We start from the raw sequence: 22,265 nt of genomic DNA on the forward strand, positions 1-22,265 counted from the left end.
AGTCTCAGGAAACCACCTGAAACTCTTTCCCTACCTGCCGCCAGAGGTGGGTTTCATCAAGCAACGCGGTCGCCGTCCACGGGTTTTCTGCCAACCAGGCAGCCGGTAATCGCACGCTGAACCCTTTGCCGCATTCAGCGACCTGTACAAATGCCTGCTCGCGCTCTTCTCGTGCCCGGCAGAACAGGGCGGCAAGCCGCAAGCAAAAAATCAGCGGCCAGAGTGGGTCAGTCACCGACAGCGGCGGCAGTTTGTCGAGCTTGCCACGGTGCCCCAGCACCAGGGTTGCCAGCTGCGCCTGATCCTTGCGGGAAAAACCGGGCATGTCGGCATGCGTCAGGATGTAAGCCCCATGTCGATGGTAGGCATTGTGCGCCACCGAGATCCCGATTTCATGCAGGCGACACCCCCAGGACAAAAGCTGCAACTCCGCTTCACGCTCTTCGCCCGGGTAGAGTTGGGCGAAGAAATCCAGCGCCATCCGCTCCACGCGTTCCACCTGCTGACGCTCGACGTGATAGCGTTTGCGAAACTGCTCCACCGTCGCATCGCGCATGTCATGCTGATGAAAGCGGCCCAGTTGATCGTACAAAACCCCAAGGCGCAGGGCACCATCAGCGTAAACCATGTGCTCCAGCGCAAACGCCTCAAATATGGCCTGCATGATGACGACACCTCCGGCCAATACCGGCAGGCGGTCTGCCTTCAGGCCACGCAACTCGAGCCGCTCGGCGCTGCCCGCCTTGATCAGTAGCGCCGACAAACGCGCCAGCCCTTCCTGTGTAATACCTTCTTCGCCCCCAGGATTCAGCGCGTTTTGTTCAAGCGCATCAGCAATCGCCTTTGCCGTCCCGGAGGTACCCACCGCCTCTTTCCAGCCCCGCTGCCTGTACTCCTGAACGATGTGCTGAATCTGCCGCGCAGCAGCCACTTGCGCCTCACGCCAGCGGCGCTTGTCAACTTTGCCGCCGGGAAAGAATCGCTGCGTATAACTGACACAGCCCATATACAAGGATTCGGTCAGCTGCGGCACATGGCGTTTGCCAATGATGCATTCGGTGGAGCCGCCTCCGATATCGACGACCAGCCGCTTGTAGGCTGCCGTCGGCAGTGAATGCGAAGCACCGAGATAGACCAGCCGCGCCTCTTCGCGCCCGGCAATCACTTCGATCGGAAAACCGAGGGCAGCTTCTGCCTGCGGCAGAAAATCCGCCGCATTCTTGGCCACCCGCAAGGTATTGGTTGCCACCGCCCGCACGGCACCTGCATCCAACCCGCGCAACCGTTCCCCGAGCCGCCGCAGGGCCTCCAGCGCACGCTCCTGGCTGGCCGCATCGAGCATTTTCCGCTCATCCAGACCAGAAGCCAGACGTACCGGTTCTTTCAGGGAATCGAGCGGATAAATCTGATTACCAACAACCCGGCCGACCTGCAGACGAAAGCTGTTCGAGCCAAGATCAACTGCCGCAATAGTTTCGTAAATCATGGCCGGGATGAGGCGGACAAAAAGGGAGTGCGATTCTAACGCAGCCCGAATTCAAGCGTTTATTTTTTACCCGCCGTATCGGCTGCCCGCCGTTGAATCACATCCATCGGCAATCCCAGTGTCAAAGTTTCGTCCATCAGCGCCAGCAGAGGCAGCAACTGGGAAAGGAGGACATCAAGATGCGGTCGCACGGCATCCGGGCGACGCACCCGCAACAACTCCAGGGCATGCGGAATGGAGATCGGGCGTTGCGCTGGTGTGTCGGCATTACTTTCCACGCGGTTGCCGCCAGCCTGCAACGCCTTTTCCATGCGCTCCATCGCCAGGTCGAGCAGCGCACCGGCAGAAGTGACCGTATCGGCAGGTACGCCAGCCAGACCAATACTGACGGTCAGCTCTATCGTTTCCCCCTGCGCCGCCAGTCGGGAAGCTTCAACCGCTTGCCGCACGCGTTCGGCAAAACTCGCGCAGTGGACCAACGCCGTCCCCGGCGACACGACCGCCAGACACCCCGGTGCCACGTGGCCCAGACTGTCTTCCTGGCGCACCTTGCCGGATAGCATGCGGGCAAAGCGTTGAATGATCTTTTCCGCTTGTTCCACTCCAAGCCGCTCGCCCAGGCTTTCGAAACCATCGAAGCCGAGCACCATCAGGCTCACATCCATACCATGCCGGGCCGAGTGCGACAGTGCCTGGGCAATCTGCAGCTCGAGGAACTTGCGCGTGTACAACCCGGTTTGCGGGTTCTGCACCCGCTCTTCCTGCACACTTTCGACTGCTTCGTGCGCCTCTTGCAGCGCCAGTAAATTCCCCAACTGGGTCAGGATTTCGACGGTGCCGCTGCCCTTGGTAATAAAATCAGAAGCGCCGGCAGAGCGTGCCCGGGCACGCTCTTCTTCAGTCTCTTCCCCCGACACCAGAATGAAAGGCATCTGCTGCAAGCGGCGCAGGCGTGAGGTACGCAGACGCTCGAGCAACTGGTAGCCGTTCATTTTCGGCATCTGCAGATCGGACACGACCGCGCGGATCGACTGATCGAGCACCAGCGCCTGCCACGCAGCTTCACCATCACCCTCTTCACGTACATCGTAAGAGGCCCGGATGTGCTGCACTAGCGAAGCGCGCACCAGGCGCGAATCGTCGACAACCAGAACGCGCGGCAAATCTGCCATCTCAGGCCCCACCCACCTCGACCACCACCCGCCCCTTGATGCGTCCGCCGATGAATTCGTCGAACATCGCCGGCAATTCAGCAAAGGCCACCCGGCGCGTCATCGCTGCCAGGTGCGGCGGCCGCAAATCGCCTGCCAGACGCTGCCAAACACCGCTACGATAAGGCTCGCGGATATAACCGGAATCGACTCCCAGCAAGGAAACTCCACGCAAGATGAAAGGCGCAACGGTGGTATTCAGCTTCATGCTGGAAGCCAGGCCGATGCTGGCGATGGTGCCGCCCTGCAACATCGTGCTCGCAATCCAAGCCAGGTAGTCCCCGCCCAGATTGTCGACAGCGCCGGCCCAGCGGCCACTGTCGAGCGGGCGAATTTTGCTCAGATCGAGATCCTGCCGTAGCAGAACCTCGCTGGCGCCCAGTTCGCGCAGGTAATCTGCCTCGCTGGCCTTGCCGGTCAGTGCCACCACCTGATATCCGCGCTGCGCCAGCATATCGACGGCCAGACTACCGACCCCCCCCGTCGCCCCGGTCACGATCACCGGACCCTTGGCTGGGGTCAAACCATTCTCTTCCATGCGCACGATACCAAGCGCCGCGGTGAACCCCGCAGTACCCAGTGCCATCGCGTCGTACAACGAGAGATTCGCGGGGAGCGGCACCACCCAATCAGCGGGCACGCGAGCCAGTTCAGCATAGCCGCCATGGTGCGCAACACCAATATCAAAACTGGTGGCAATGACCGGATCGCCGGCTTTGAAACGGTCGTCAGCACTGGAGACCACCGTGCCACACAGATCGATGCCCCCAACACAGGGGAAACGCCGGATGATCTTGCCAGCCCCGGTCGCAGCTAAAGCATCCTTGTAATTGATGCTGGAGAAAGCCACACGAATCACCACTTCGCCGGCATCGAGGTCAGCCAGCGACATCGTGGCAAAGCGGTGCCCGACCTTGCCTTCATTTTCCTCGATCAACAACGCTTGAAAACCATCGGCCATTGTCTGCTCTCCTTTTAGTTTCTGGCGCGCATGATAACCCTACACGCCCTCAGACAGACAAGCCAAACAAAGATTTCCACATAATGTAAAAATGACAACGTGGGGTTTACAGCCATAAAAATTTCAAATAGATTACGCGCCCATGTCTCGACGCAGCCTTTTCCTCTCCCTGCTTGGTGCCGCCTGTAGCTGCGGCCTCCTCGGCCCGGCGCACGCCAGTGAAACTCTTCGCCTAGACGGCCTGCGCCCCCTGGACACCCCAATCTCGCTGGTCGAGCGCTACACCAATGCAACCCAGGATGTGATCCTGGAAGGCCTGAAACTGGTTGGCGTACGCTACAAGATGGGGGGCAACAGCAGCGAAACCGGCCTAGACTGCAGCAGCTTCGTGCAAACAGTATTCAAGGAAAGTATCGGCACTTATCTGCCTCGCACCGCGCGCGAGCAAAGCCAGCTGGGCGAGCATGTTGACCTCAATCAACTGAAGCCTGGCGATCTGGTGTTCTTCAACACCATGCGCCGCGCCTTCTCGCATGTTGGCATCTATCTGGGTGACAACCATTTTCTGCACGCGCCGCGTGCTGGCGCTGAAATTCGTGTCGAAAACATGAACAGCGGTTACTGGCTGACGCGTTTCAATGGCGGCCGCCGCTTGATCGACGCACGCTAGGAAACCCCTCGCCGGCTCGCCAAAACGGGCAACTTCTCCTAGAATCCATGCGTCAGCCTGAAGTAAGGATTCATGAGCTCCAAATTCACCCCTGCTGCCAGCAGCCCCCTGATCAGCGCCATCCGCGCTGGCAACCTGCATGCACTGCGCACCGCAATCGACACGGGCGGCAAGCTCGAAGAAGCCGACATGCATGGTTATCCTGGCCTGCCTCTGCGTACAGCCTGCTTTGGCGGCAATCTGCTTATCGTGCAGGCACTTCTCGATGCCGGCTGTGACATCAATGCACCGACCGCTGATGGCCGTGGTGCGCCACTGCGTCTAGCCTTGCGTGCCGGGCATCAGGATATAGCGGCCTTGCTCCTCAGTCGCGGCGCGGAAATTCCAGCGGGCGTCACGATTCCCCCATCCCTCATGGAGCGCGCGCAGGGAATGGCCAGCGGTAAACGCACCGTCGTCGACATGCCAGCACTTGAGTTCGAGCGCAGCCCGGCAGTGGAAACCCAATTTGTACCGGCTGCTGATCCACTGCCTGCCCCGCCGGGCATGACGGAAACCCAGCTGGGCAACATCATCGACTTTGAATTCGCTCCACCACCGGCAGCCCCTTCCGCTGTCCCAGCCGCTGCACCTGCTGCACGCACCCCGCAGGCCAAGCTCAATGAAATCGAGGAAGTCGACATGAAAGGCGTCTACGGTGTAGACACCAACATCATCAACATGGATCTCGAACGTCTGAGTGGCGCCCTGCTTGAACCTGTGCCACCACCGGTGCGCAAATAAGGTCGTGACCCGGTTTGCCGCTCGCGCATACCATTCCCCTGCTCTCTGCGGACGACCCACTCCCCCCGGTCACACACGCCCGGCCTGAACTGGGCGGCCTGCTGGCAATAGGTGGCGGCCTCTCAGTAGCGCGCCTGCTCGGCGCCTATCGCTGCGGTGTCTTTCCCTGGGGCACGCAGCATGGCCTGCCGCTGTGGCACTACCCCGAACCACGCATGGTGCTGCTGCCACAGGAATTCAGGATCAGTCGCTCCTTGGGCAAGACCCTGCGCAACTCACGCTTCGTCTTCAGACACAACAGCGATTTCCCGGGCGTGATCCGTGCCTGTGCCCAGACTCCACGCCCAGGCCAGGACGGCACCTGGATCAGTGAAGAAATGATCGCCGCCTACTGCGAACTGCACCGTCTGGGCTGGGCACACTCGGCGGAAACCTGGCTGGATGACGAACTCGTCGGCGATCTGTATGGTCTGTGGATCGGCCAGGTATTCTTTGGGGAGTCGATGTTTTCCTGGCATAACAATGCTTCCAAATTCGCCCTGGCACACTGGGTTGCGCACCTGCGCGCCGAGCACTGCGGCCTAATCGATTGCCAGATGCATACCGCCCACCTGGCCTCCCTGGGAGCTCGGGAAATTTCCGGAACACAATTCCAGCACCTGTTGCAGACCTTAATCGGATAGCGCCATGGCCCACCCGGACGATGCTGGTCTCCCCTGCTCCATATTGCAGTTCTACGCAACAGCACCCTATCCCTGCAGCTATCTCGATACACAGCAGGCACGTTCGCAAGTTGCGGCTCCGCCGCATCTGGTTGATGTAAACACTTACAGTCAATTGATTCGCCAAGGCTTTCGCCGCAGCGGCCTGTTCACCTACCGTCCCTATTGCGATAGCTGTCAGGCTTGCGTTCCGGTACGCCTGGCGGTCGATCAATTCCACCCCAACCGCAGCCAGCGGCGCGCCTGGAGCACCCACCGTACACTGCAGGCGCGCGAACGACCACTGGTCTTCGATGCAGCACATTACGCGCTCTATCAGCGCTATCAACAATGCCGCCATGCCGGCGGCGGCATGGACGAAGACGGCAGCGAGCAGTACGGCCAGTTCCTGCTGCAAAGCTACGTCGATACCCGCCTCATCGAGTTTTCCGAAAACGGCGTGCTGCGCATGGTCAGCATCATTGACGTGCTGGACGATGGCCTATCCTCCGTCTACACCTTTTACGATCCCGCTGTTGCTCACGCCAGCTACGGCACCTACAACATCCTCTGGCAAGCGCAGCAGTGCCTGGGTAGCCAGTTGCCCTATCTCTATCTCGGTTACTGGATCGCCGAATCAAGGAAAATGGCCTACAAGGCCCGTTTCCGCCCCCTGCAGGCCTTGCTCGACGGCCGCTGGCAGAATCTGCCCTGAGCCGGCGCGGGGACGTGCTGCTACACTGCCCCCTGATCTTTCACTCACGCAGGAAAAACCATGTCCCATCGCCTGTTCGCGCTTATTCTGTGTCTCGCCACCTTGCTTTCGGGCTGCGGCTACAACCAGATCCAGATCAATGACGAGGATGTCAATGCCGCCTGGTCGGAAGTCCTCAACCAATACAAACGGCGCGCCGATCTGGTGCCGAATCTGGTGGCCACCGTACAGGCCTATGCGGCGCACGAAAAAGACGTATTCACCCAGGTCGCTCAGGCGCGCGCCAGCGTCGGTGGCATTCAGGCCACGCCGGAACTGATCAACGACAGCGCCGCGTTTGCCAAATTCCAGTCCGCGCAGGCGGAGATGACGAGCGCCATCGCCCGCCTGCTGGTGGTCGCCGAAAATTACCCGCAACTCAAGGCAGACGCCAATTTCCGCGACCTGCAGGCGCAACTGGAAGGTACGGAAAACCGCGTCACTGTCGCGCGCAACCGTTACATTGACGCGGTTCGCACCTATAACGTGTCCGTGCGCACCTTCCCCAACAATCTCACCGCCATGGTCATGGGCTGGCAGCCCAAGGCCAATTTCAGCGTCGACAACGAAAAAGCCATCAGCGACGCGCCGAGTGTCAATTTCGGCAGCAAATAAGATGCTGCTACCGCGACTGCTCCTTCTCTTCAGCCTGCTCTGCTGCAATCTGGGGGCATCAGCTGCCCCTGTGGCGCTGCCCGCGCTGACGGCACCGGTCATCGATACCACGCACACCCTGCCCCCGGCAGCGCTCACCGCCCTCAATCAGCGCCTGACCCAACTCTCGACCCAGACGGGTAGCCAGATCGCCATCCTCATGCTGCCGACCACGCAGCCGGAGAGCATCGAGCAATTCAGCATCCGTCTGGCGGAAACCTGGCAGATCGGCCGCAGCAAGGTCGACGACGGCGTCATCATCATCGTTGCCAAAGAGGACCGCAGCACCCGCATCGAAGTGGGTTATGGCCTGGAAGGCGCAATTCCTGACGCCATTGCCAAGCGCATCATTGCCGAAGAGATGACGCCGCATTTCAGTCGCGGCGACTTCGCCGGTGGCCTCAATGCGGCAATCGATCGCCTCGAAAAACTGATCGCCGGCGAAGAACTGCCCGCCCCCACCAAGGACAGTGCAAACCGCTTCGACTCGCCCCTGATCTTCCTGGTGCTGCTCGCCGCCAGCCTGGCCCGCGCCTTGTTCGGGATGGTCGGCAGCATCGGCATTTCACTGGTTGCCGCGGCCATCACCTGGTTCACCTTTGGCTCCATCGTCGCTGCCATCGGCGTCGGGCTGTTCACTTTCCTCATCTCCCTGATCCGTTTCAGCCCCGGCAGCGGCGGCGGGCGCGGCGGTGGCGGGGGAGGATTTTCTGGCGGCGGCGGATTCTCGGGTGGAGGGGGTCGTTTTGGCGGCGGCGGCGCCTCCGGCAAATGGTAAAACCAGTACCAAGACGGCACCCCGGGCGAACTAATCCACCGATTCAGTTGCCTTATCCACGCCGCCGATTTGAGCCGGATTAAAGTTCAGCCTCGCCAAGCCCCCCGAGAATTGACCCCATCTTCAATTTCCCTCGAATACCATGCGCCTTCCTGCCTTGTGCCTTGCCCTGGGACTTCTGTCCGCACCCGCCCTGAGTCAGACCTTTTCGCCGGACCAGCCAATTCATGACGCAGCGCGTCTGGGGGACGCTGCCGCCGTGACCCTGGCCCTGAAAAACAACCCCAACGCCCGCGACCAACGCACCCAACTGGGCTCGCAGCCGATCCATCTCGCCGCAATGAACCCCGATGTCAGCGCCCTGCGCGCCTTGATTGCCGCGGGCGCCAATGTCAATGCGCGCGATGCCGAAGGGGCGACACCACTGCACATGGCGGCGTATGCCAGTCGCACCACACACGTGCAGATCCTCCTCGAAGCCGGTGCCGACCCGCTCGCCGTCACCGACAACGGCCGTGACCCGACGGCCATGGCACGCAAGGTCAAGGCCGACGAAACCGCCGGTGTGCTGGCCCTGTGGATATTGAAAGGCTGTCAGGCGAAAAAACCATGCTGAAATCCATCACCCTGCTCCTCGCCCTCGCCGCCACAACGGTTCAGGCCACCGAACTGCCAACCATCAAGGCCTATTCACCCAAGGTCTGCCTGGCCTGCATCGACTGGGCCGAACATTTGCGCCAGCAAGGATTCAAGGTTGACATGACGCAAACCGACGACATGGAGGCCATCAAACGCAAGCTGAAGATCCCCAAGGAACTGGAAGCCATTCCCAGCGCCACAGTCGCCGGCTATTTCATCGAAGGCCACGTACACGCAGACCAGATCAAGGAATTGCTCAGCGAAAAACCCAAGGCACGGGGTCTGGCTGTTCCCGGGTTGCCGCTGGGCGCACCGGGCCGGGAATATTCCAGCCCGACCTGCCAGACGGCGTGTACGGTGCTCGATACCGACACCGCCCCACAGCGGGTGCGCCGCGAGTTTTACGAAACCCTGCTGGTATTGCCGGACGGCTCAACCAAAACCTGGGCACGCCACTGATGTTGCGGCCCTGGCGCGCCGAACCCAATAACCGCTACAGGAATTCAGCATAGTGCGCGGCGGCCCAGGCGGCCGCCGCTGCCAGTGGGTCGGCCTCCTGCTGCTGGCGGATTTCCTGCATGAGGAAACCGTCACCGCGGCGGCGGTAAGCGACTTCCAGACGCGTACCCCTATCCGGTGCAACCCCGGTCAACAAATGGCAAACGCTGTCAGGCCAAGCTGGCGCAGCGCCAGCACCGGCGATCTGGGCAGCCACCATGATCCCCATGGCCGCCGCCACATGGGCGGTTTTCGGGTAATGCCCGAACTGTGACGAGACTCGCCCGGCCGCATCGCCGATGATGAAAACGCTGGCATCCACCCCACTGCGCAAGCTTGCCGCATCCTGAGCCCCCCAGGGATCGTTCGCACTTGCCAGCAATCCAGCCGCCGCCAACCAGGAGGGCGCCTTCTGCGGTGGTGACAAAAATGCCGCCGCAAACGGAATGTCATCCAGATCGGTGCTGACCGTACGCTTGTCCAAATCGATGGCACGCACCCGGGCGTGATCGAGATAGGTGATCTGTTCCCGCCAGGTATCGTTGAAGGCCCGCCGGTAAGCAGGCATCAACGGATTGGGATCAATCACGATGACTTTGCCGGGCAGGCGCCTTTGCTTCAGCCACCAGGCCAGTAGCAGCGCGCGTTCATACGGTGCAGGTGGGCAACGGTAGGGCGCAGGCGGTATTGCCAGCACCAGATCCCCGCCCTTGAAATCCTGCAAGCGCGCCCGCAGCCGTGGCAAATCTGCGGCACTGCGCATGGCTCCCGACGCCTCGGCTTCCAACCGCGCCACGCTGGCAGCATCATCGACACCCCAGGCCCGCCAGTCCTCCTCGATGCCCGGTGCCACAACCAGCCAGTCGTAAGGCAGGGCGCCGGCACTGGTATGCAGCAGTTGGGCGGCCCGTTCGAGCGCACGAATTTCTCCCTGCAGAAAACGATAACCGCGCGCCGCCGCCAGTTCGGCGTAGTTCCGCTGCAGCGGTGGCGGTGCGTCGGCGTGGCCGACCAGCCAGCGGTTGCTGCCGCTGAAAGACGTGAAGTACGCCGACCGGTCGACCAGCGTTACCTCCAGCCCGGGTGCATACTGCCGCAGGGCCGCTGCGGCGCGCAAACCACCCCAGCCGGCACCCGCAATCACCACCCTGCCGCTTTTCGGTACCGCATGCGCCGTGCGCAGCAACGGCCACACAGCGGCTGCATACAAGAACCGCCGGCGCGATACGGAGGACAGGCGAGGGAACTGGGCAACCATGAGCAATTTCCGGACAGACAAAACCCGCAGCCTAGGGCGTCCACGGCAGACGGTAAACGTGCCAGATCAAATCAGCCGAGCGTATCGCATGCGCTTATCGCGCAATAACGACATTCAATCACTGATAGCGCAAGGCTTCGATCGGATCGAGGCGAGCCGCCTTCTGGGCCGGATACCAGCCAAAAAAGATGCCGACACTGGCCGCCACGGCAAAAGCCAGCAATGCCGCCGTACCGGAAATGACAATCACCATGCCGGTCAGGGCATTGATACCCAAGGCAATGGCGATACCCAGAAGCAAGCCGGTAAAACAGCCGGCAAAGGAAATCATCACCGCTTCCAGGAGGAACTGCAGCAGGATGTCGCGCTGCCTGGCCCCGATCGCCATGCGGATACCAATTTCACGGGTACGCTCGGTAACCGACACCAGCATGATGTTCATGATGCCAATCCCACCGACAATCAGCGAAATGGAAGCAATCGCTCCGAGCAGGATCGACATGGTGCGCGTCGTCGCCGCCTCCGATTCCGCTGCGGCTGACAGATTGCGCATGAAAAAATCGTCCGGCATGTCATCGCGGAGACGGTGGCGCTGGCGCAGGAGCGCCGTCGTCTGCGCCATCACCTGCTCCATCTGGTCGGCGCGCTCCGTCTGCACCATGATCATGCGCACCGAACCGACGAACGGTGTCCCAAAGACCTTGCGCTGGGCGGTTGTCAGGGGAATCAGCACGGTGTCGTCCTGATCGCGCCCATCCAGGCTCTGCCCCTTGGCACCGAGCACCCCGATCACCACGAAGGGACTCTGCTGGATGCGCATGGTCTTGCCGACAGGCTCTTCCTCTCCAAAGAGATTTTCCGCCACGGTTTGCCCGATCACCACCACCCGGGTGGCCGAACGCACGTCGGAATCGCTGAAGCCGCTCCCGCTGGTGATACTCCAGGCGCGTGCATCGAGATAGGCCGGCGTGGTGCCGATGACCTGCGTGCTCCAGTTTTGCGCGCCATAGATCACTTGCCGCGAGCCCTGGTGCGTGGGGGCCACATTGGCCACACCATCCAGCTCGGCAATCGCATCGGCATCGGCCACGGTCAGTGTCGGACCACCGCCGCTGCCGCTCCTGACACCGCCGGAAGAAGAAAACCCGGACAGCACGATGAAAAGATTGGACCCCATGGTGCTGATCGTCTGCTGAATCGCATACTGCGCGCCCTGACCGATCGCCAGCATGATGACCACCGCACCCACACCAATCACCATGCCGAGCATGGTCAATGCCGCCCGCAGGCGGTTGGCGTTCATCGCCGACCAGGCTTCACCCAGCATCGGCCGGATCATGCCGCTGCTCCGGTCAGGTGGTCACTGATGATGCATCCGTCACGAAAACGCACCTGGCGTCTGGCGTGCTCGGCAATATCAAGCTCGTGCGTCACCAGCACGATGGTGATGCCATCCCGGTTCAGACTGTCGAACAAGGCCATGATGTCTTCACTGGTCTGACTGTCGAGGTTGCCGGTCGGCTCATCAGCAAGGATGAGACGCGGCTGATTGACCAGCGCCCGCGCAATCGCCACCCGCTGTTGCTGACCGCCGGAAATGCGGTTAGGCAGGGAGTCGGCATATTGCCCCAGACCCACCCGTTCCAGCAGCACCCGAGCCCGGGCACGGCGGCTGGCCTTGTCCACCCCGGCATACACCAGCGGCAAGGCAACGTTGTCCTGCAGGCTCATCCGCGGCAGGAGGTTGAACCCCTGAAAAACGAATCCCAGGGTATGGTTGCGCAGTCGCGCCAGCGCATCCCGATCCATCTCAGCCACATTGGCACCCGCCAGAAAATAAGCCCCGCTACTGGGTCGATCGAGACACCCCAGCAGATTCATGAAGGTCGATTTACCGGAACCTGAGGGCCCCATGATGGCAAGGTATTCGCCGCCATCGACACGCAGATTGACCCCGCGTAGCGCAGGAAACTCGCCCGCCGCAGTCTGATAGGACTTACCCAGACCCTCGACCCGAATAACCGCTTCCGTCATCAGAACATCCGCATGCCGACAGAAGACGGTGCTTTGCCGCCACTGGCGTTTTCGCCGACTACCACCAGCGTACCTGGCTGCAGCAAGGAGGTTGGCTCGCCGCCCAGAACTTCTGTATTGCGGCCATCGGTAATGCCCAGCCGGACATTGACGGGTTGCAATTTACCTTCTGCCAGCACGTGGATCGTGGCCCCCTGGCCCGCGCGCTTCTTGCCCTTGGCCCCCCCCGCTTCCGCCGCACGCATTTTTTCAGCCGCCTTGTCGCCTCCACTAGCCTTATCCACCACAGTCTCGGCCGGTTTGAAGCGCAGCGCCGCATTGGGCACCAGCAGAACATCATCGCGCGATTGCACGCCGATCGTGACATAGGCCGTCATGCCGGGCAGAAGGATGTGTTCCGGGTTGGCGACGGAAATGCGCACGTTGTAGGTGACGACATTCTGTTGCGTTGTCGGGTTGAGACGAATCTGCTGCACTACGCCTTCGAACTGACGATCCGGAAACGCATCGACGGTAAACCTGGCCGGCAGGCCCTCGCGGATATTGCCCAGATCGGCCTCGGCAAAACTCGTATCGATGCGCATCTCGGTCAGATCCTGTGCAATCTTGATCAGGGTCGGTGTCTGGAAACTCGCCGCCACCGTCTGCCCGAGATCGACCACCCGGTCAATCACCACGCCATCCACTGGCGAACGGATGGTGGTGTAGCCAAGGTTGGCGCGATCACGCGCATTCGCCGCCTGCGCCTGGGCCAGTTGGGCCCGGGCCGACTTCAGGGCCTGCGCCGCCTGATCGTATTCCTGGCGGGAAACGTACTCCTGCGCGAGCAGGGCCCGCATCCGGGTTTCGTTGGCCTGCGCCAGATCCAGCGAAGCCTGTGCATTGATCACGTTGGCTGCGCTCTGGCGCTCACTGGCGGCAACCAGGGCATCATCCAGTTCGAGCAAGGGCTGCCCGGCCTTCACCTGATCGTTGAAATCGACATACAGCTTCTTCACTGTGCCGGACACCTGCGTCCCCACGCTGACCAGCACCACCGGATTAAGCGTGCCATTGGCCGATACACTTTGCACGACGCTACCACGCTCAACGGCCACCGTACGATAACGCTGCGCCGGATCCTGCGCAGCACGACTGCTCCCCCACCAATACAGCAGGCCAGCCAGCACGGCCAGGAAAATACTGCCAAGGAGAATTTTTTTCTTCATGTTCAAGGTCTTTCCGGTGCTGGCGCAAGCAGCGAATCATCGAGTGCGCCCATGGCCTGCGCCAGGACGGCGCGATACACGTACCAGTCAAGCTCCGACTGGATGCGCTGCATCCGGGCTGCCGCCAGGGCGCTTTGCGCATTCAGCACATCCAGTACCGTGCCGACCCCTGCCTTGTAGCGCCCGAGCGCCACCCGCTCCGACTGTTCGGCACTGGCCAGCAAATCACGCGTGGTCTGCACTGCTTCCGCGGCTGTCTGCAAGCGCTGATAGGCCTGCCAGACATCCAGCGTCACCTGATTCTGCAGGCGCTCATTCTGGGCCAGACGAACCTCACGCTGCGCCTGCGCCGCGCGAATGCGGTAGCTGTTTTCGAAACCGGTAAAAATCGGCACATTCACTACCAGCCCGACACTATTGCCACGACTCCGGTCATCCTCAATGCGCTGCCAGTTCGGCCCGGCATTCAGCGACACGCTCGGCCGTCCCTGCGCCCGAACCGCCTCAATGCTGGCTTCAACCGCCCGCAACTGGGCGGCGGCAGCCTTCAAATCGGGGCGCTGCTCAAGCGCAGCACGGATCAGGCTATCAACATCGCGCTGAAATGCAGCCACCTCACCTAGCGGCTCTGCTGCCACCAGGGTAAAACCAGTGGCAGCCGGAAATCCCAGGGCATTGGCGAGTACCCCCTGGGCGTTACGCGCTTCGCCCTCAGCCCGCTGCCGAGCCAGCCTTGCCTGCGAGGCCGCCGTCTGTGCCTGCAGGCGATCGGCGGGCGTTGCAGTCCCGACCTGATAGCGCAACTCTGCGGCGGCCAGACTTTCCTGTGCCGAACGCTCATTCTGCTGCGCAGCCACAACCGCAGCCTGGGTTGCCTGAGCATTGTAATAGGCCTGCAGAGCAGCGAGAAAAACCGCCTGCGCAACACTGTCACGATTGGCCAGCGCCATATCCAGCAAGGCTGCCGCGTTGTCTTCGTTGGCACTGCTTTCCCCGCCATCAAACAAAAACCAGGACAAAGAAAGGTTGGCATTTTGCTGCTTGCTGCTGCGCCCATCGATCGTATTGCGGCTCGTCGCCAGACGTGCGTCCAGCGTCGGCAACCAGGCGGCGCGCGCCACACCCAGTTGTGCCGCCTGCGCCCGCGCTGCAGCCCAGGCCTCACGCGTCTGCGGTTGCCGGCACAACGCTATATCCACCACATCGGCAGCAGTCAATGGCCTGCCTGGCAACACATCGGCACAGGGACGCTCGGCCACGCGACTGGCAAGCAACGAGGCGCCACGCAAGTGCAAAGCCTCCTCTGTCCGCAGAGGATCATCAAAAAACGGTTCTGCGGCACCGGCCAGGCCGGAAAACACACCACAGGCAACGAACAATAGTTTTTGCAAGCGAGACATGGAGGCAGTTTAACGTCCACCCTATCGTCATGGCTGTTACAAATTGTTGATTCCCCTTCGCAGATACCTTGCGGCAAATATCGGCACTTCCTCTTGGCACGCCGCCTGCTGACTGGCACAATCGCAATGGGAGCTCAATCGGCGGCAGTGTTTTCTCGGCACGGCCCAGCCTGAAATCATAAAAAGGTCACAACAATGTCACGTTTTTCCGACTTGAAAATCTGGGTCCGTCTCACTGCTGCCATCTGGCTTGCCCTGGCGCTGATCTGGGCCGGTGCCATTGTCTGGACCACGCAGGTCAACCGCGACACGTCGATCAAACAGGCCAAGGAATTTGCGCAAAGCATTCACGAAATGACCATGGCTGGCCTGACCGGCATGATGATCACCGGTACAGTCGGCCAGCGGGAAGTGTTCCTCGACCAGATCAAGCAACTCTCCATCATCAAAGATTTGCACGTCGCCCGTAGCGAAGCGGTGAGCAAGTTGTATGGCCCGGACAGCAAGAGCAACCGCTCGCTCGATGCACTCGAACAGCAGGTCATGCAAACGGGTGAGCCCTACATGGCGGTTGAGCACGAGGACGGTCATTCCTTCCTGCGCGTCATCAATCCGACCAATGCGGCCAAAAACTACCTCGGCAAGGATTGCATCATTTGTCACCAGACCCCGGAGGGGACGGTACTGGGGCTGGTGAGCATGAAGGTTTCGCTTGATTCCGTGGAAACGGAAGTCTCGGCCTTCCGCCTGAAAATTGCCGGAGCCGCACTCGGCGCGCTGGGGCTGTTGCTCGTCATCGTGTACGGCCTGACCCGCCATTTCGTCACCGTGCCGCTGGAACATCTGCGCAACGGCCTGAGCGACATCGTCCGTGGCGACGGCGATCTCACCCGCCGCCTGCCGGTCAATGGTCAGGATGAAGTGGGGCAGGCATCCGCTGTTTTCAACGATCTGATGGCCAATTTCCAGCAACTGATTAGTCAGGTACGCGACGCTGCGAGCCAGGTTTCGGTGCGCATCAGCAGCCTTTCGGATAGCGCCGACCAAGTGGCCGACAGTTCGCGTCAGCAAAATGAAAAATCCAATGCTGCTGCCGCCTCTGTCGAACAGCTGGTGGCAAGCATCTCTGCCATTGCGGAAAGCGCCGAGCGGGTACAGAAACAATCGCAGGAAAGCCTGGATCGCGCCAACGAAGGCAATCAGAACCTGCAAACCCTGCTCACTGAAATGGCTGTCGTTGAGCGCGCGGTCAGGGAAATGGCCGAATCAGTCGAGAACTTCGTGCACAACACGGACGCCATCAGCGCCATGACGCGGGAAGTCAAGGACATCGCCGACCAGACCAACCTGCTGGCTCTCAATGCCGCCATCGAAGCAGCCCGCGCGGGTGAACAGGGACGAGGTTTTGCTGTCGTCGCCGACGAGGTTCGCAAACTCGCCGAAAAATCAGCTCGTTCAGCCAGCGAAATCGACACCATTACCGCTGCTCTCAATGCACAGTCGGTCTCTGTACGCCGCAGCATCGAAGCCGGGGTGAGCCACCTGAACAGCAGTCAGTCCGCCGTTGCCGCCGTTGCCAGCGTACTCGAAGCGACCAGTGGTTCGGTGGCCGAAGTGGATCGCGGCCTTGACGAAATCGCCGCGGCGACCGAACAACAGCATCACTTCTCCGGTGACGTCGAGCACAACATCGAAGCCATTGCCGGCATGGCGCGTGACAACGACAGTGCCGTCGGCCGTACCACGCATACTGTGCACGATCTCAAGCGTCTGGCAGAAAGCCTGGCCAATCTGGTCGGCCGCTTCCGGGTGTAACAAGGAAAACCCAAGCCAGACGAGAGACATCCCCCCACGGTCCATGACCGGGGGGGGGCCAGCTAGCCGCTACCGCCTCGTCAGTCGACCAGCTTCAAACCGAAACCGCTTCCGTATTGCGAGCTTTGCAGCGGATCTACCGCCCGCGCGCCCTGCGCCGCGACAAGTTTATTGACGTTGCGGAAACGCTCGATCAAGCGCACCAGCAAACTGTTGCGCATTCGCTCCAGGAGTTCCTCCGAAGCCAGCAGGAGTGCCGAGGCATTGATTTCGAGGAAGCGAGTCGGCTCCAGCGTCACCACGCTGCCATGGCGCAGATCGCTCGACGGATGCAGAAAAGCCACCTCACCCACCGGTTCGCCGGGGCCCAGGCGACAGATCGACTTGCCCCCCTGCGAAACCTCCACATTGCCTTCGATGATGATACCGAACAGCCGGTTGTGTTCGCCTTCGCGGATCAGGGCCACATTGGCGGCCACCTCGCGCCAGACCGCGACACGCAGCACTTCCCACAGTTCGACATTCTCGAATTCGGTGAAGAACGGCAGGCGGCGTAGGCATTCGAAATGGCTCTGGTCATTGACCGTTTCGTCTTCTTCCAGAATCTGGAAACGGACTGAAGAAAGATCCTTTGCCATTTCCGCCCCATTACGGTAGCGGCTGTACAAATCCTTTTCCAGCGCCTTTTTCACCACCGCATTCAAGCCTTCGGGCAGATTCGGGTTGAGCGCAGTCACCGAGGGCGCATCGGTGTTGATGATTTTGTATACCAGAGTCGCCTGGTTGTTGGCCCGAAATGGCAGACGCCCTGTCAACAACTGGAACAGCAGCACCCCAAGCGAATAGAGATCGGTTTTCTGGTTGAGCGGGTAACCCTTGATCTGCTCCGGCGACATGTAGGCCGGCGAGCCCACTCCCATGATGAAGGTCGAATCGCGGTCGAGGTCCTTGTTGAGATTGAGGGCCAGGCCGAAATCGGCAATTTTCGGTTCGTCATTCGCCGCAATCAGGATATTGGCCGGCTTGATATCCCGGTGGATGATGCCCTGGCGGAATGCCGCATCCAGGGCCATGGCGCATTTGAAGATGATGCCGACCACCCGGTGCATGGGGAGCAGCCTATCGATCCGGCAATGATCTTCCAGGCTGAAACCATCGACAAACTCCATCGCCAGATAAGCGTAATCCGCCTCCACCACCGCATCGTACACCTGTACGATATTCGGGTGATTGAGGCGGCGCGACACCATCCCCTCGTTCTGGAACAGCTTGCGCAAGCGGCGCGACATGGCGGCGCAGTCCTTGCCAAACTGGATCACCTTCACCGCCACCTGACGATCCGCATCGGGGTCATCGCACAGATACACCGTAGCCGTCGCGCCCTTGCCCAATTCGCGAATGACGCGGTATTTGCCGATTGTTTCCATAGCCGTCGCTTTCCAGGTCACCTTTCTGTGCGGCGCGGCACCACTAAAGGTACGCCGCCTGTTTTCGCCGATGCTAGCACGCCGGGGAAATCCGCAATACGCAGCCTGTGTGAAAAATGTCGCACACAGACTTGAAATGCGTCACTACACCCCCATGTAGGTAAGAGTTTTTTTGGAGAATGACGCATGTCCCACGAAGCACCCCAGCCGGAAAACCACGAACTTTCCCCGCCCCCGACGGATGACAGCAGCGCCCCCCCTGCTGCTGCCAACGATTTACAAACCGCCAACGACGCCCTGACTGCTCAGGTTGCCGAACTGCAGGACGCCTGGCTACGCGCCAAGGCAGAAGCGGAAAACGTGCGCCGGCGGGCGCAGGAAGACGTCAGCAAGGCACATAAGTTCGCCATCGAGAAATTCGCTGCCGATCTCCTCGCAGTCAAGGACAGCCTGGATGCTGCCCTGGCGGTCGAAGAGCAGACTGTGGATACCTTCCGTACCGGCGTCGAACTGATTGCCAAACAGTTGATCGCTGCATTCGACAAGAATGCGCTGCAGGAAATCAACCCGGTCGGACAAAAGTTCGATCCGCACCAACATCAGGCCATCAGCATGGTGGAATCGGAGCAGGAAGCGAACACCGTGGTCAGCGTGCTGCAAAAAGGCTACCTGATCGCCGATCGTGTCCTGCGCCCGGCCATGGTCATGGTTGCCAAAGGTAAATAACAGCGCAAAACGCTCTTGAATTCCCGGGGCCACGCCCCATCTCACGAACATCGACAATTTCTTTGAAGGAACACCAACATGGGCAAGATCATCGGTATTGACCTCGGCACCACCAACTCCTGCGTCGCCATCATGGAAGGCGGTACGCCCAAGGTCATTGAAAACGCAGAAGGTGCTCGCACCACGCCATCGGTCATCGGTTACACCGAAGACGGCGAGATCCTGGTTGGGGCCCCGGCCAAACGCCAGGCCGTGACCAACCCGAAGAACACGCTGTACGCCGTCAAGCGCCTGATCGGCCGCCGTTTCGAAGAGAAGGAAGTGCAGAAGGACATCGCCCTGATGCCGTTCAAGATCGTCAAGGCCGACAACGGCGACGCCTGGGTCGAAGCGCGCGACAAGAAGATCGCGCCGCCGCAGGTTTCTGCCGAAGTGCTGCGCAAGATGAAGAAGACCGCCGAAGACTACCTCGGCGAGGAAGTCACCGAAGCGGTCATCACCGTGCCGGCCTACTTCAACGACAGCCAGCGCCAGGCGACCAAGGACGCCGGCCGCATCGCCGGCCTGGAAGTCAAGCGCATCATCAACGAGCCGACCGCCGCCGCACTGGCCTTCGGCATGGACAAGGTCGCCGGCAAGGACAAGAAGGTGGCGGTATACGACCTTGGCGGCGGCACCTTCGACATTTCGATCATCGAAATCGCCGACGTCGATGGCGAAATGCAATTCGAAGTACTGGCCACCAACGGCGACACCTTCCTCGGTGGTGAAGACTTCGACCAACGCCTGATCGACTACATCATCGGCGAATTCCAGAAAGAACAGGGCGTCGACCTGAAGAAGGACGTGCTCGCCCTGCAACGCCTCAAGGAAGCGGCCGAAAAAGCCAAGATCGAACTCTCTTCCAGCCAGCAGACCGAAGTCAATCTGCCGTACATCACCGCCGACGCTTCCGGCCCCAAGCACCTGGCCGTCAAGATCACCCGCGCCAAACTGGAAGCTCTGGTGGAAGATCTGGTTGATCGCTCCATCGAGCCGTGCAAGACCGCGCTCAAGGATGCTGGCGTGAAGGCCAGCGACATCGACGACATCATCCTCGTCGGCGGTCAGTCGCGCATGCCCAAAGTTCAGGAAAAGGTGAAGGAATTCTTTGGCAAGGAACCCCGCAAGGACGTCAATCCGGATGAAGCCGTCGCCGTGGGCGCTGCCATCCAGGGTGGCGTGCTGCAGGGCGACGTCAAGGACGTGCTGCTGCTCGACGTCACGCCGCTGTCGCTCGGTATCGAAACCCTGGGCGGCGTCATGACCAAGCTGATCCAGAAAAACACCACCATCCCGACCAAAGCCAGCCAGGTGTTCTCCACCGCCGACGACAACCAGTCCGCGGTCACCATCCACGTGCTGCAGGGCGAACGGGAGATGGCCGGTGGCAACAAGAGTCTCGGTCAGTTCAACCTGGAAGGCATCCCCCCAGCACCGCGCGGTCTGCCGCAAATCGAGGTCATTTTCGACATCGACGCCAACGGCATCATGCACGTCACCGCCAAGGACAAGGCCACCGGCAAGGAAAACAAGATCACCATCAAAGCCAACTCCGGCCTGAGCGAAGAAGAAATTCAGCGCATGGTGAAGGATGCTGAACTGCACGCGGAAGAAGACAAGAAGGCGCACGAACTGGCGGATGCCCGCAACCAGGCCGACAGTGCTGCCCACATGGCGAAAAAATCGCTGACCGAGCATGGCGACAAGCTCGATGCCTCCGAGAAGGAAGCCATCGAAAACGCCATCAAGGAAGTGGAAGAAGTGCTGCGCGATGGCGACAAGGACAAGATCACCGCCAAAACCGAAGCCCTCACCCAGGCCGTGATGAAGGTCGGCGAAAAGCTTTACGCCGCGCAGCAGGCCCAGGAAGCTCCGGCCCAAGGCCAGCCGCAAGGTGAAAAGACGGTCGATGGCGACGTGGTCGATGCCGAATTTACCGAAGTGGAAAAAGACAAGAAGCAATAATCCTTGGCCTGACCACACGGCACCGAGCCTCCCGGAATCCTCCGGCGGTGCTCGGTGCCTTTGTCACATAGACGGTATACAACATGTCAAAACGCGATTTTTACGAAATACTCGGCGTCAACCGCGATGCGGGCGATGACGAAATCAAGAAGGCCTACCGCAAGCTGGCCATGAAGTACCACCCGGACCGCAATCCGGACAATCCGTCTGCCGAGGAAAAATTCAAGGAAGCCAAGGAGGCCTACGAAATTCTCTCCGACAGCCAGAAACGGGCTGCCTACGACCAGTACGGACATGCCGGGGTAGACCCCCAGGCTGGCATGGGTGGCGGTTTTGGCGGTGGTGCCGGCATGGGTGGCTTCGCCGATGCCTTTGGCGGCATCTTCGACGAGATTTTCGGTGGCCGTGGCGGCAGTGGTGGTGGCGGTAGCCGCTCCAACATCTACCGTGGGGCCGATCTACGCTACAACCTGGAAATCACGCTGGAGCAAGCTGCCAAAGGAACGGAAACCAAGATCCGCATTCCCACCATGGAAGTCTGTGAACCATGCAAAGGCAGCGGCGCCAAGGCCGGCACCCAGCCCAAGACCTGTCCGACCTGTAACGGTTCTGGTCAGGTCCGCCTGCAGCAGGGTTTCTTCTCCATTCAGCAAACCTGCCACAAATGCCACGGCACCGGCCGCTTTGTTGCCGACCCTTGCAAGAGTTGCGGCGGTGCTGGTCGCACCAAGCAGCACAAGACGCTGTCAGTAAAAATTCCGGCGGGTGTCGATACCGGTGACCGCATCCGGCTGGCCGGCGAAGGCGAACACGGCGTCAACGGCGGCCCTCCGGGCGATCTCTACGTCCAGATCCACCTCAAGCAGCACCCGGTCTTCCAGCGCGACCACAACGACCTGCACTGCGAGATGCCCATTTCCTTCACCACGGCAGCCCTTGGTGGCGAAATTGAAATCCCGACGCTGGACGGTGCCGCGGCCATCAAAATCCCACCGGAAACGCAATCGGGGCGTGTCTTCCGCCTGCGCGGCAAGGGAATCAAAGGCGTCCGCAGCAATAACCACGGCGACCTGATGTGCCACGTCATTGTCGAGACCCCGGTCAACCTTACCGACCGCCAGAAGGAACTGCTGCGCGAACTGGAAGAATCGAGCAAGGATTCCGACCACAAGCACAACCCGCGCGCCAAGTCATGGATGGACAAGGTCCGCGAGTTCTTCGGCGAATAAACAGGACAAAAAAGGCCGGGCTATCA

At 60.7% G+C, this 22,265-nt stretch carries 21 protein-coding genes; 12 read left to right on the forward strand and 9 right to left on the reverse strand.

The window, feature by feature from the left end; translation table 11 throughout:
• Positions 1-4 precede the first annotated feature (4 nt).
• From ppx to JYJ39_RS00455, 3 genes are read right to left on the reverse strand one after another with little or no spacing between them, the layout of a single operon-like run.
• Entirely contained in the window at positions 5-1,486 is a 1,482-nt protein-coding gene (ppx, locus tag JYJ39_RS00445) for an exopolyphosphatase (protein WP_205201066.1), read from the reverse strand.
• 59 nt (positions 1,487-1,545) lie between these two features.
• Entirely contained in the window at positions 1,546-2,658 is a 1,113-nt protein-coding gene (locus JYJ39_RS00450; protein ID WP_205201068.1) for a GGDEF domain-containing response regulator, read from the reverse strand.
• A 1-nt stretch (position 2,659) separates the two neighbouring features.
• Positions 2,660-3,658: an oxidoreductase gene (locus JYJ39_RS00455; protein ID WP_205201071.1), complete on the reverse strand. Its 999-nt coding sequence runs from the start codon at positions 3,656-3,658 to the stop codon at positions 2,660-2,662.
• 142 nt (positions 3,659-3,800) lie between these two features.
• On the opposite strand from JYJ39_RS00455, the gene JYJ39_RS00460 reads away from it, so the two are divergent.
• From JYJ39_RS00460 to JYJ39_RS00495, 8 genes are all read left to right on the forward strand, one after another.
• Positions 3,801-4,328, forward strand: a complete 528-nt coding sequence (locus JYJ39_RS00460; RefSeq protein WP_205201074.1) for a C40 family peptidase — start codon at positions 3,801-3,803, stop codon at positions 4,326-4,328.
• A 72-nt stretch (positions 4,329-4,400) separates the two neighbouring features.
• Positions 4,401-5,111, forward strand: coding sequence for an ankyrin repeat domain-containing protein (locus tag JYJ39_RS00465; protein ID WP_205201076.1), 711 nt, complete (start codon positions 4,401-4,403; stop codon positions 5,109-5,111).
• A gap of 14 nt (positions 5,112-5,125) precedes the next feature.
• Positions 5,126-5,794, forward strand: coding sequence for a leucyl/phenylalanyl-tRNA--protein transferase (gene aat / locus JYJ39_RS00470; protein ID WP_240189482.1), 669 nt, complete (start codon positions 5,126-5,128; stop codon positions 5,792-5,794).
• A 4-nt stretch (positions 5,795-5,798) separates the two neighbouring features.
• Positions 5,799-6,527, forward strand: coding sequence for an arginyltransferase (locus tag JYJ39_RS00475; protein WP_205201078.1), 729 nt, complete (start codon positions 5,799-5,801; stop codon positions 6,525-6,527).
• Between the two features lie 60 nt (positions 6,528-6,587).
• Positions 6,588-7,181, forward strand: coding sequence for a LemA family protein (locus JYJ39_RS00480; protein ID WP_205201080.1), 594 nt, complete (start codon positions 6,588-6,590; stop codon positions 7,179-7,181).
• Between the two features lies 1 nt (position 7,182).
• Positions 7,183-7,998: a TPM domain-containing protein gene (locus JYJ39_RS00485; RefSeq protein ID WP_205201083.1), complete on the forward strand. Its 816-nt coding sequence runs from the start codon at positions 7,183-7,185 to the stop codon at positions 7,996-7,998.
• A 142-nt stretch (positions 7,999-8,140) separates the two neighbouring features.
• Positions 8,141-8,614 carry an ankyrin repeat domain-containing protein gene (locus JYJ39_RS00490; RefSeq protein WP_205201086.1) on the forward strand — a complete coding sequence of 158 codons (474 nt, stop codon included), beginning with the start codon at positions 8,141-8,143 and terminating at the stop codon, positions 8,612-8,614.
• On the forward strand, positions 8,608-9,096 hold the full coding sequence (locus JYJ39_RS00495; RefSeq protein ID WP_205201089.1) for a DUF411 domain-containing protein: 489 nt from the start codon (positions 8,608-8,610) through the stop codon (positions 9,094-9,096). The genes JYJ39_RS00490 and JYJ39_RS00495 overlap by 7 nt, the downstream gene beginning before the upstream one ends.
• A gap of 34 nt (positions 9,097-9,130) precedes the next feature.
• Here the strand turns inward: JYJ39_RS00495 and JYJ39_RS00500 are convergent, their stop codons facing one another.
• The 5 genes from JYJ39_RS00500 to JYJ39_RS00520 all read right to left on the reverse strand — a co-directional run bounded on the left by JYJ39_RS00500 (position 9,131) and on the right by JYJ39_RS00520 (position 15,035).
• Positions 9,131-10,393, reverse strand: coding sequence for an FAD-dependent oxidoreductase (locus JYJ39_RS00500; RefSeq protein WP_205201091.1), 1,263 nt, complete (start codon positions 10,391-10,393; stop codon positions 9,131-9,133).
• A gap of 118 nt (positions 10,394-10,511) precedes the next feature.
• Positions 10,512-11,732: an ABC transporter permease gene (locus JYJ39_RS00505; RefSeq protein WP_205201093.1), complete on the reverse strand. Its 1,221-nt coding sequence runs from the start codon at positions 11,730-11,732 to the stop codon at positions 10,512-10,514.
• The gene (locus JYJ39_RS00510) at positions 11,729-12,427 is read right to left on the reverse strand and encodes an ABC transporter ATP-binding protein (RefSeq protein WP_205201095.1); all 699 of its coding nucleotides are present in this window, start codon (positions 12,425-12,427) and stop codon (positions 11,729-11,731) included. The genes JYJ39_RS00505 and JYJ39_RS00510 overlap by 4 nt, the downstream gene beginning before the upstream one ends.
• Positions 12,427-13,635, reverse strand: a complete 1,209-nt coding sequence (locus JYJ39_RS00515; protein ID WP_205201097.1) for an efflux RND transporter periplasmic adaptor subunit — start codon at positions 13,633-13,635, stop codon at positions 12,427-12,429. The genes JYJ39_RS00510 and JYJ39_RS00515 overlap by 1 nt, the downstream gene beginning before the upstream one ends.
• Positions 13,636-13,637: 2 nt before the next feature.
• Positions 13,638-15,035: a TolC family protein gene (locus JYJ39_RS00520; RefSeq protein ID WP_205201101.1), complete on the reverse strand. Its 1,398-nt coding sequence runs from the start codon at positions 15,033-15,035 to the stop codon at positions 13,638-13,640.
• Between the two features lie 195 nt (positions 15,036-15,230).
• Here JYJ39_RS00520 and JYJ39_RS00525 point away from each other — a divergent pair, with 195 nt between their 5' ends.
• Positions 15,231-16,850, forward strand: coding sequence for a methyl-accepting chemotaxis protein (locus JYJ39_RS00525; RefSeq protein WP_205201103.1), 1,620 nt, complete (start codon positions 15,231-15,233; stop codon positions 16,848-16,850).
• An 80-nt stretch (positions 16,851-16,930) separates the two neighbouring features.
• Here the strand turns inward: JYJ39_RS00525 and JYJ39_RS00530 are convergent, their stop codons facing one another.
• Complete coding sequence (locus tag JYJ39_RS00530) at positions 16,931-18,277, reverse strand: serine/threonine-protein kinase (RefSeq protein WP_205201105.1); 1,347 nt, start codon at positions 18,275-18,277, stop codon at positions 16,931-16,933.
• 186 nt (positions 18,278-18,463) lie between these two features.
• Here JYJ39_RS00530 and grpE point away from each other — a divergent pair, with 186 nt between their 5' ends.
• From grpE to dnaJ, 3 genes are all read left to right on the forward strand, one after another.
• Positions 18,464-19,003: a nucleotide exchange factor GrpE gene (gene grpE / locus JYJ39_RS00535; protein ID WP_205201108.1), complete on the forward strand. Its 540-nt coding sequence runs from the start codon at positions 18,464-18,466 to the stop codon at positions 19,001-19,003.
• 78 nt (positions 19,004-19,081) lie between these two features.
• Positions 19,082-21,010: a molecular chaperone DnaK gene (dnaK, locus tag JYJ39_RS00540; RefSeq protein WP_205201111.1), complete on the forward strand. Its 1,929-nt coding sequence runs from the start codon at positions 19,082-19,084 to the stop codon at positions 21,008-21,010.
• Between the two features lie 83 nt (positions 21,011-21,093).
• Positions 21,094-22,239 carry a molecular chaperone DnaJ gene (dnaJ, locus tag JYJ39_RS00545; protein WP_205201114.1) on the forward strand — a complete coding sequence of 382 codons (1,146 nt, stop codon included), beginning with the start codon at positions 21,094-21,096 and terminating at the stop codon, positions 22,237-22,239.
• Positions 22,240-22,265 lie beyond the last annotated feature (26 nt).

It is taken from the genome of Azonexus hydrophilus, assembly GCF_905120355.1.
Taxonomy (GTDB): Bacteria; Pseudomonadota; Gammaproteobacteria; order Burkholderiales; family Rhodocyclaceae; genus Azonexus.

Coding starts and splice junctions, on each gene's coding strand:
- JYJ39_RS00515 (WP_205201097.1), bottom strand. CDS start 13,635: ATGAAGAAAAAAATTCTCCTTGGCAGTATTTTCCTGGCCGTGCTGGCT.
- JYJ39_RS00485 (WP_205201083.1), top strand. CDS start 7,183: ATGCTGCTACCGCGACTGCTCCTTCTCTTCAGCCTGCTCTGCTGCAAT.
- JYJ39_RS00490 (WP_205201086.1), top strand. CDS start 8,141: ATGCGCCTTCCTGCCTTGTGCCTTGCCCTGGGACTTCTGTCCGCACCC.
- JYJ39_RS00500 (WP_205201091.1), bottom strand. CDS start 10,393: ATGGTTGCCCAGTTCCCTCGCCTGTCCTCCGTATCGCGCCGGCGGTTC.
- dnaK (WP_205201111.1), top strand. CDS start 19,082: ATGGGCAAGATCATCGGTATTGACCTCGGCACCACCAACTCCTGCGTC.
- JYJ39_RS00525 (WP_205201103.1), top strand. CDS start 15,231: ATGTCACGTTTTTCCGACTTGAAAATCTGGGTCCGTCTCACTGCTGCC.
- JYJ39_RS00530 (WP_205201105.1), bottom strand. CDS start 18,277: ATGGAAACAATCGGCAAATACCGCGTCATTCGCGAATTGGGCAAGGGC.
- JYJ39_RS00495 (WP_205201089.1), top strand. CDS start 8,608: ATGCTGAAATCCATCACCCTGCTCCTCGCCCTCGCCGCCACAACGGTT.
- dnaJ (WP_205201114.1), top strand. CDS start 21,094: ATGTCAAAACGCGATTTTTACGAAATACTCGGCGTCAACCGCGATGCG.
- JYJ39_RS00510 (WP_205201095.1), bottom strand. CDS start 12,427: ATGACGGAAGCGGTTATTCGGGTCGAGGGTCTGGGTAAGTCCTATCAG.
- JYJ39_RS00450 (WP_205201068.1), bottom strand. CDS start 2,658: ATGGCAGATTTGCCGCGCGTTCTGGTTGTCGACGATTCGCGCCTGGTG.
- JYJ39_RS00455 (WP_205201071.1), bottom strand. CDS start 3,658: ATGGCCGATGGTTTTCAAGCGTTGTTGATCGAGGAAAATGAAGGCAAG.
- JYJ39_RS00520 (WP_205201101.1), bottom strand. CDS start 15,035: ATGTCTCGCTTGCAAAAACTATTGTTCGTTGCCTGTGGTGTGTTTTCC.
- ppx (WP_205201066.1), bottom strand. CDS start 1,486: ATGATTTACGAAACTATTGCGGCAGTTGATCTTGGCTCGAACAGCTTT.
- JYJ39_RS00505 (WP_205201093.1), bottom strand. CDS start 11,732: ATGATCCGGCCGATGCTGGGTGAAGCCTGGTCGGCGATGAACGCCAAC.
- grpE (WP_205201108.1), top strand. CDS start 18,464: ATGTCCCACGAAGCACCCCAGCCGGAAAACCACGAACTTTCCCCGCCC.
- JYJ39_RS00465 (WP_205201076.1), top strand. CDS start 4,401: ATGAGCTCCAAATTCACCCCTGCTGCCAGCAGCCCCCTGATCAGCGCC.
- JYJ39_RS00480 (WP_205201080.1), top strand. CDS start 6,588: ATGTCCCATCGCCTGTTCGCGCTTATTCTGTGTCTCGCCACCTTGCTT.
- JYJ39_RS00475 (WP_205201078.1), top strand. CDS start 5,799: ATGGCCCACCCGGACGATGCTGGTCTCCCCTGCTCCATATTGCAGTTC.
- JYJ39_RS00460 (WP_205201074.1), top strand. CDS start 3,801: ATGTCTCGACGCAGCCTTTTCCTCTCCCTGCTTGGTGCCGCCTGTAGC.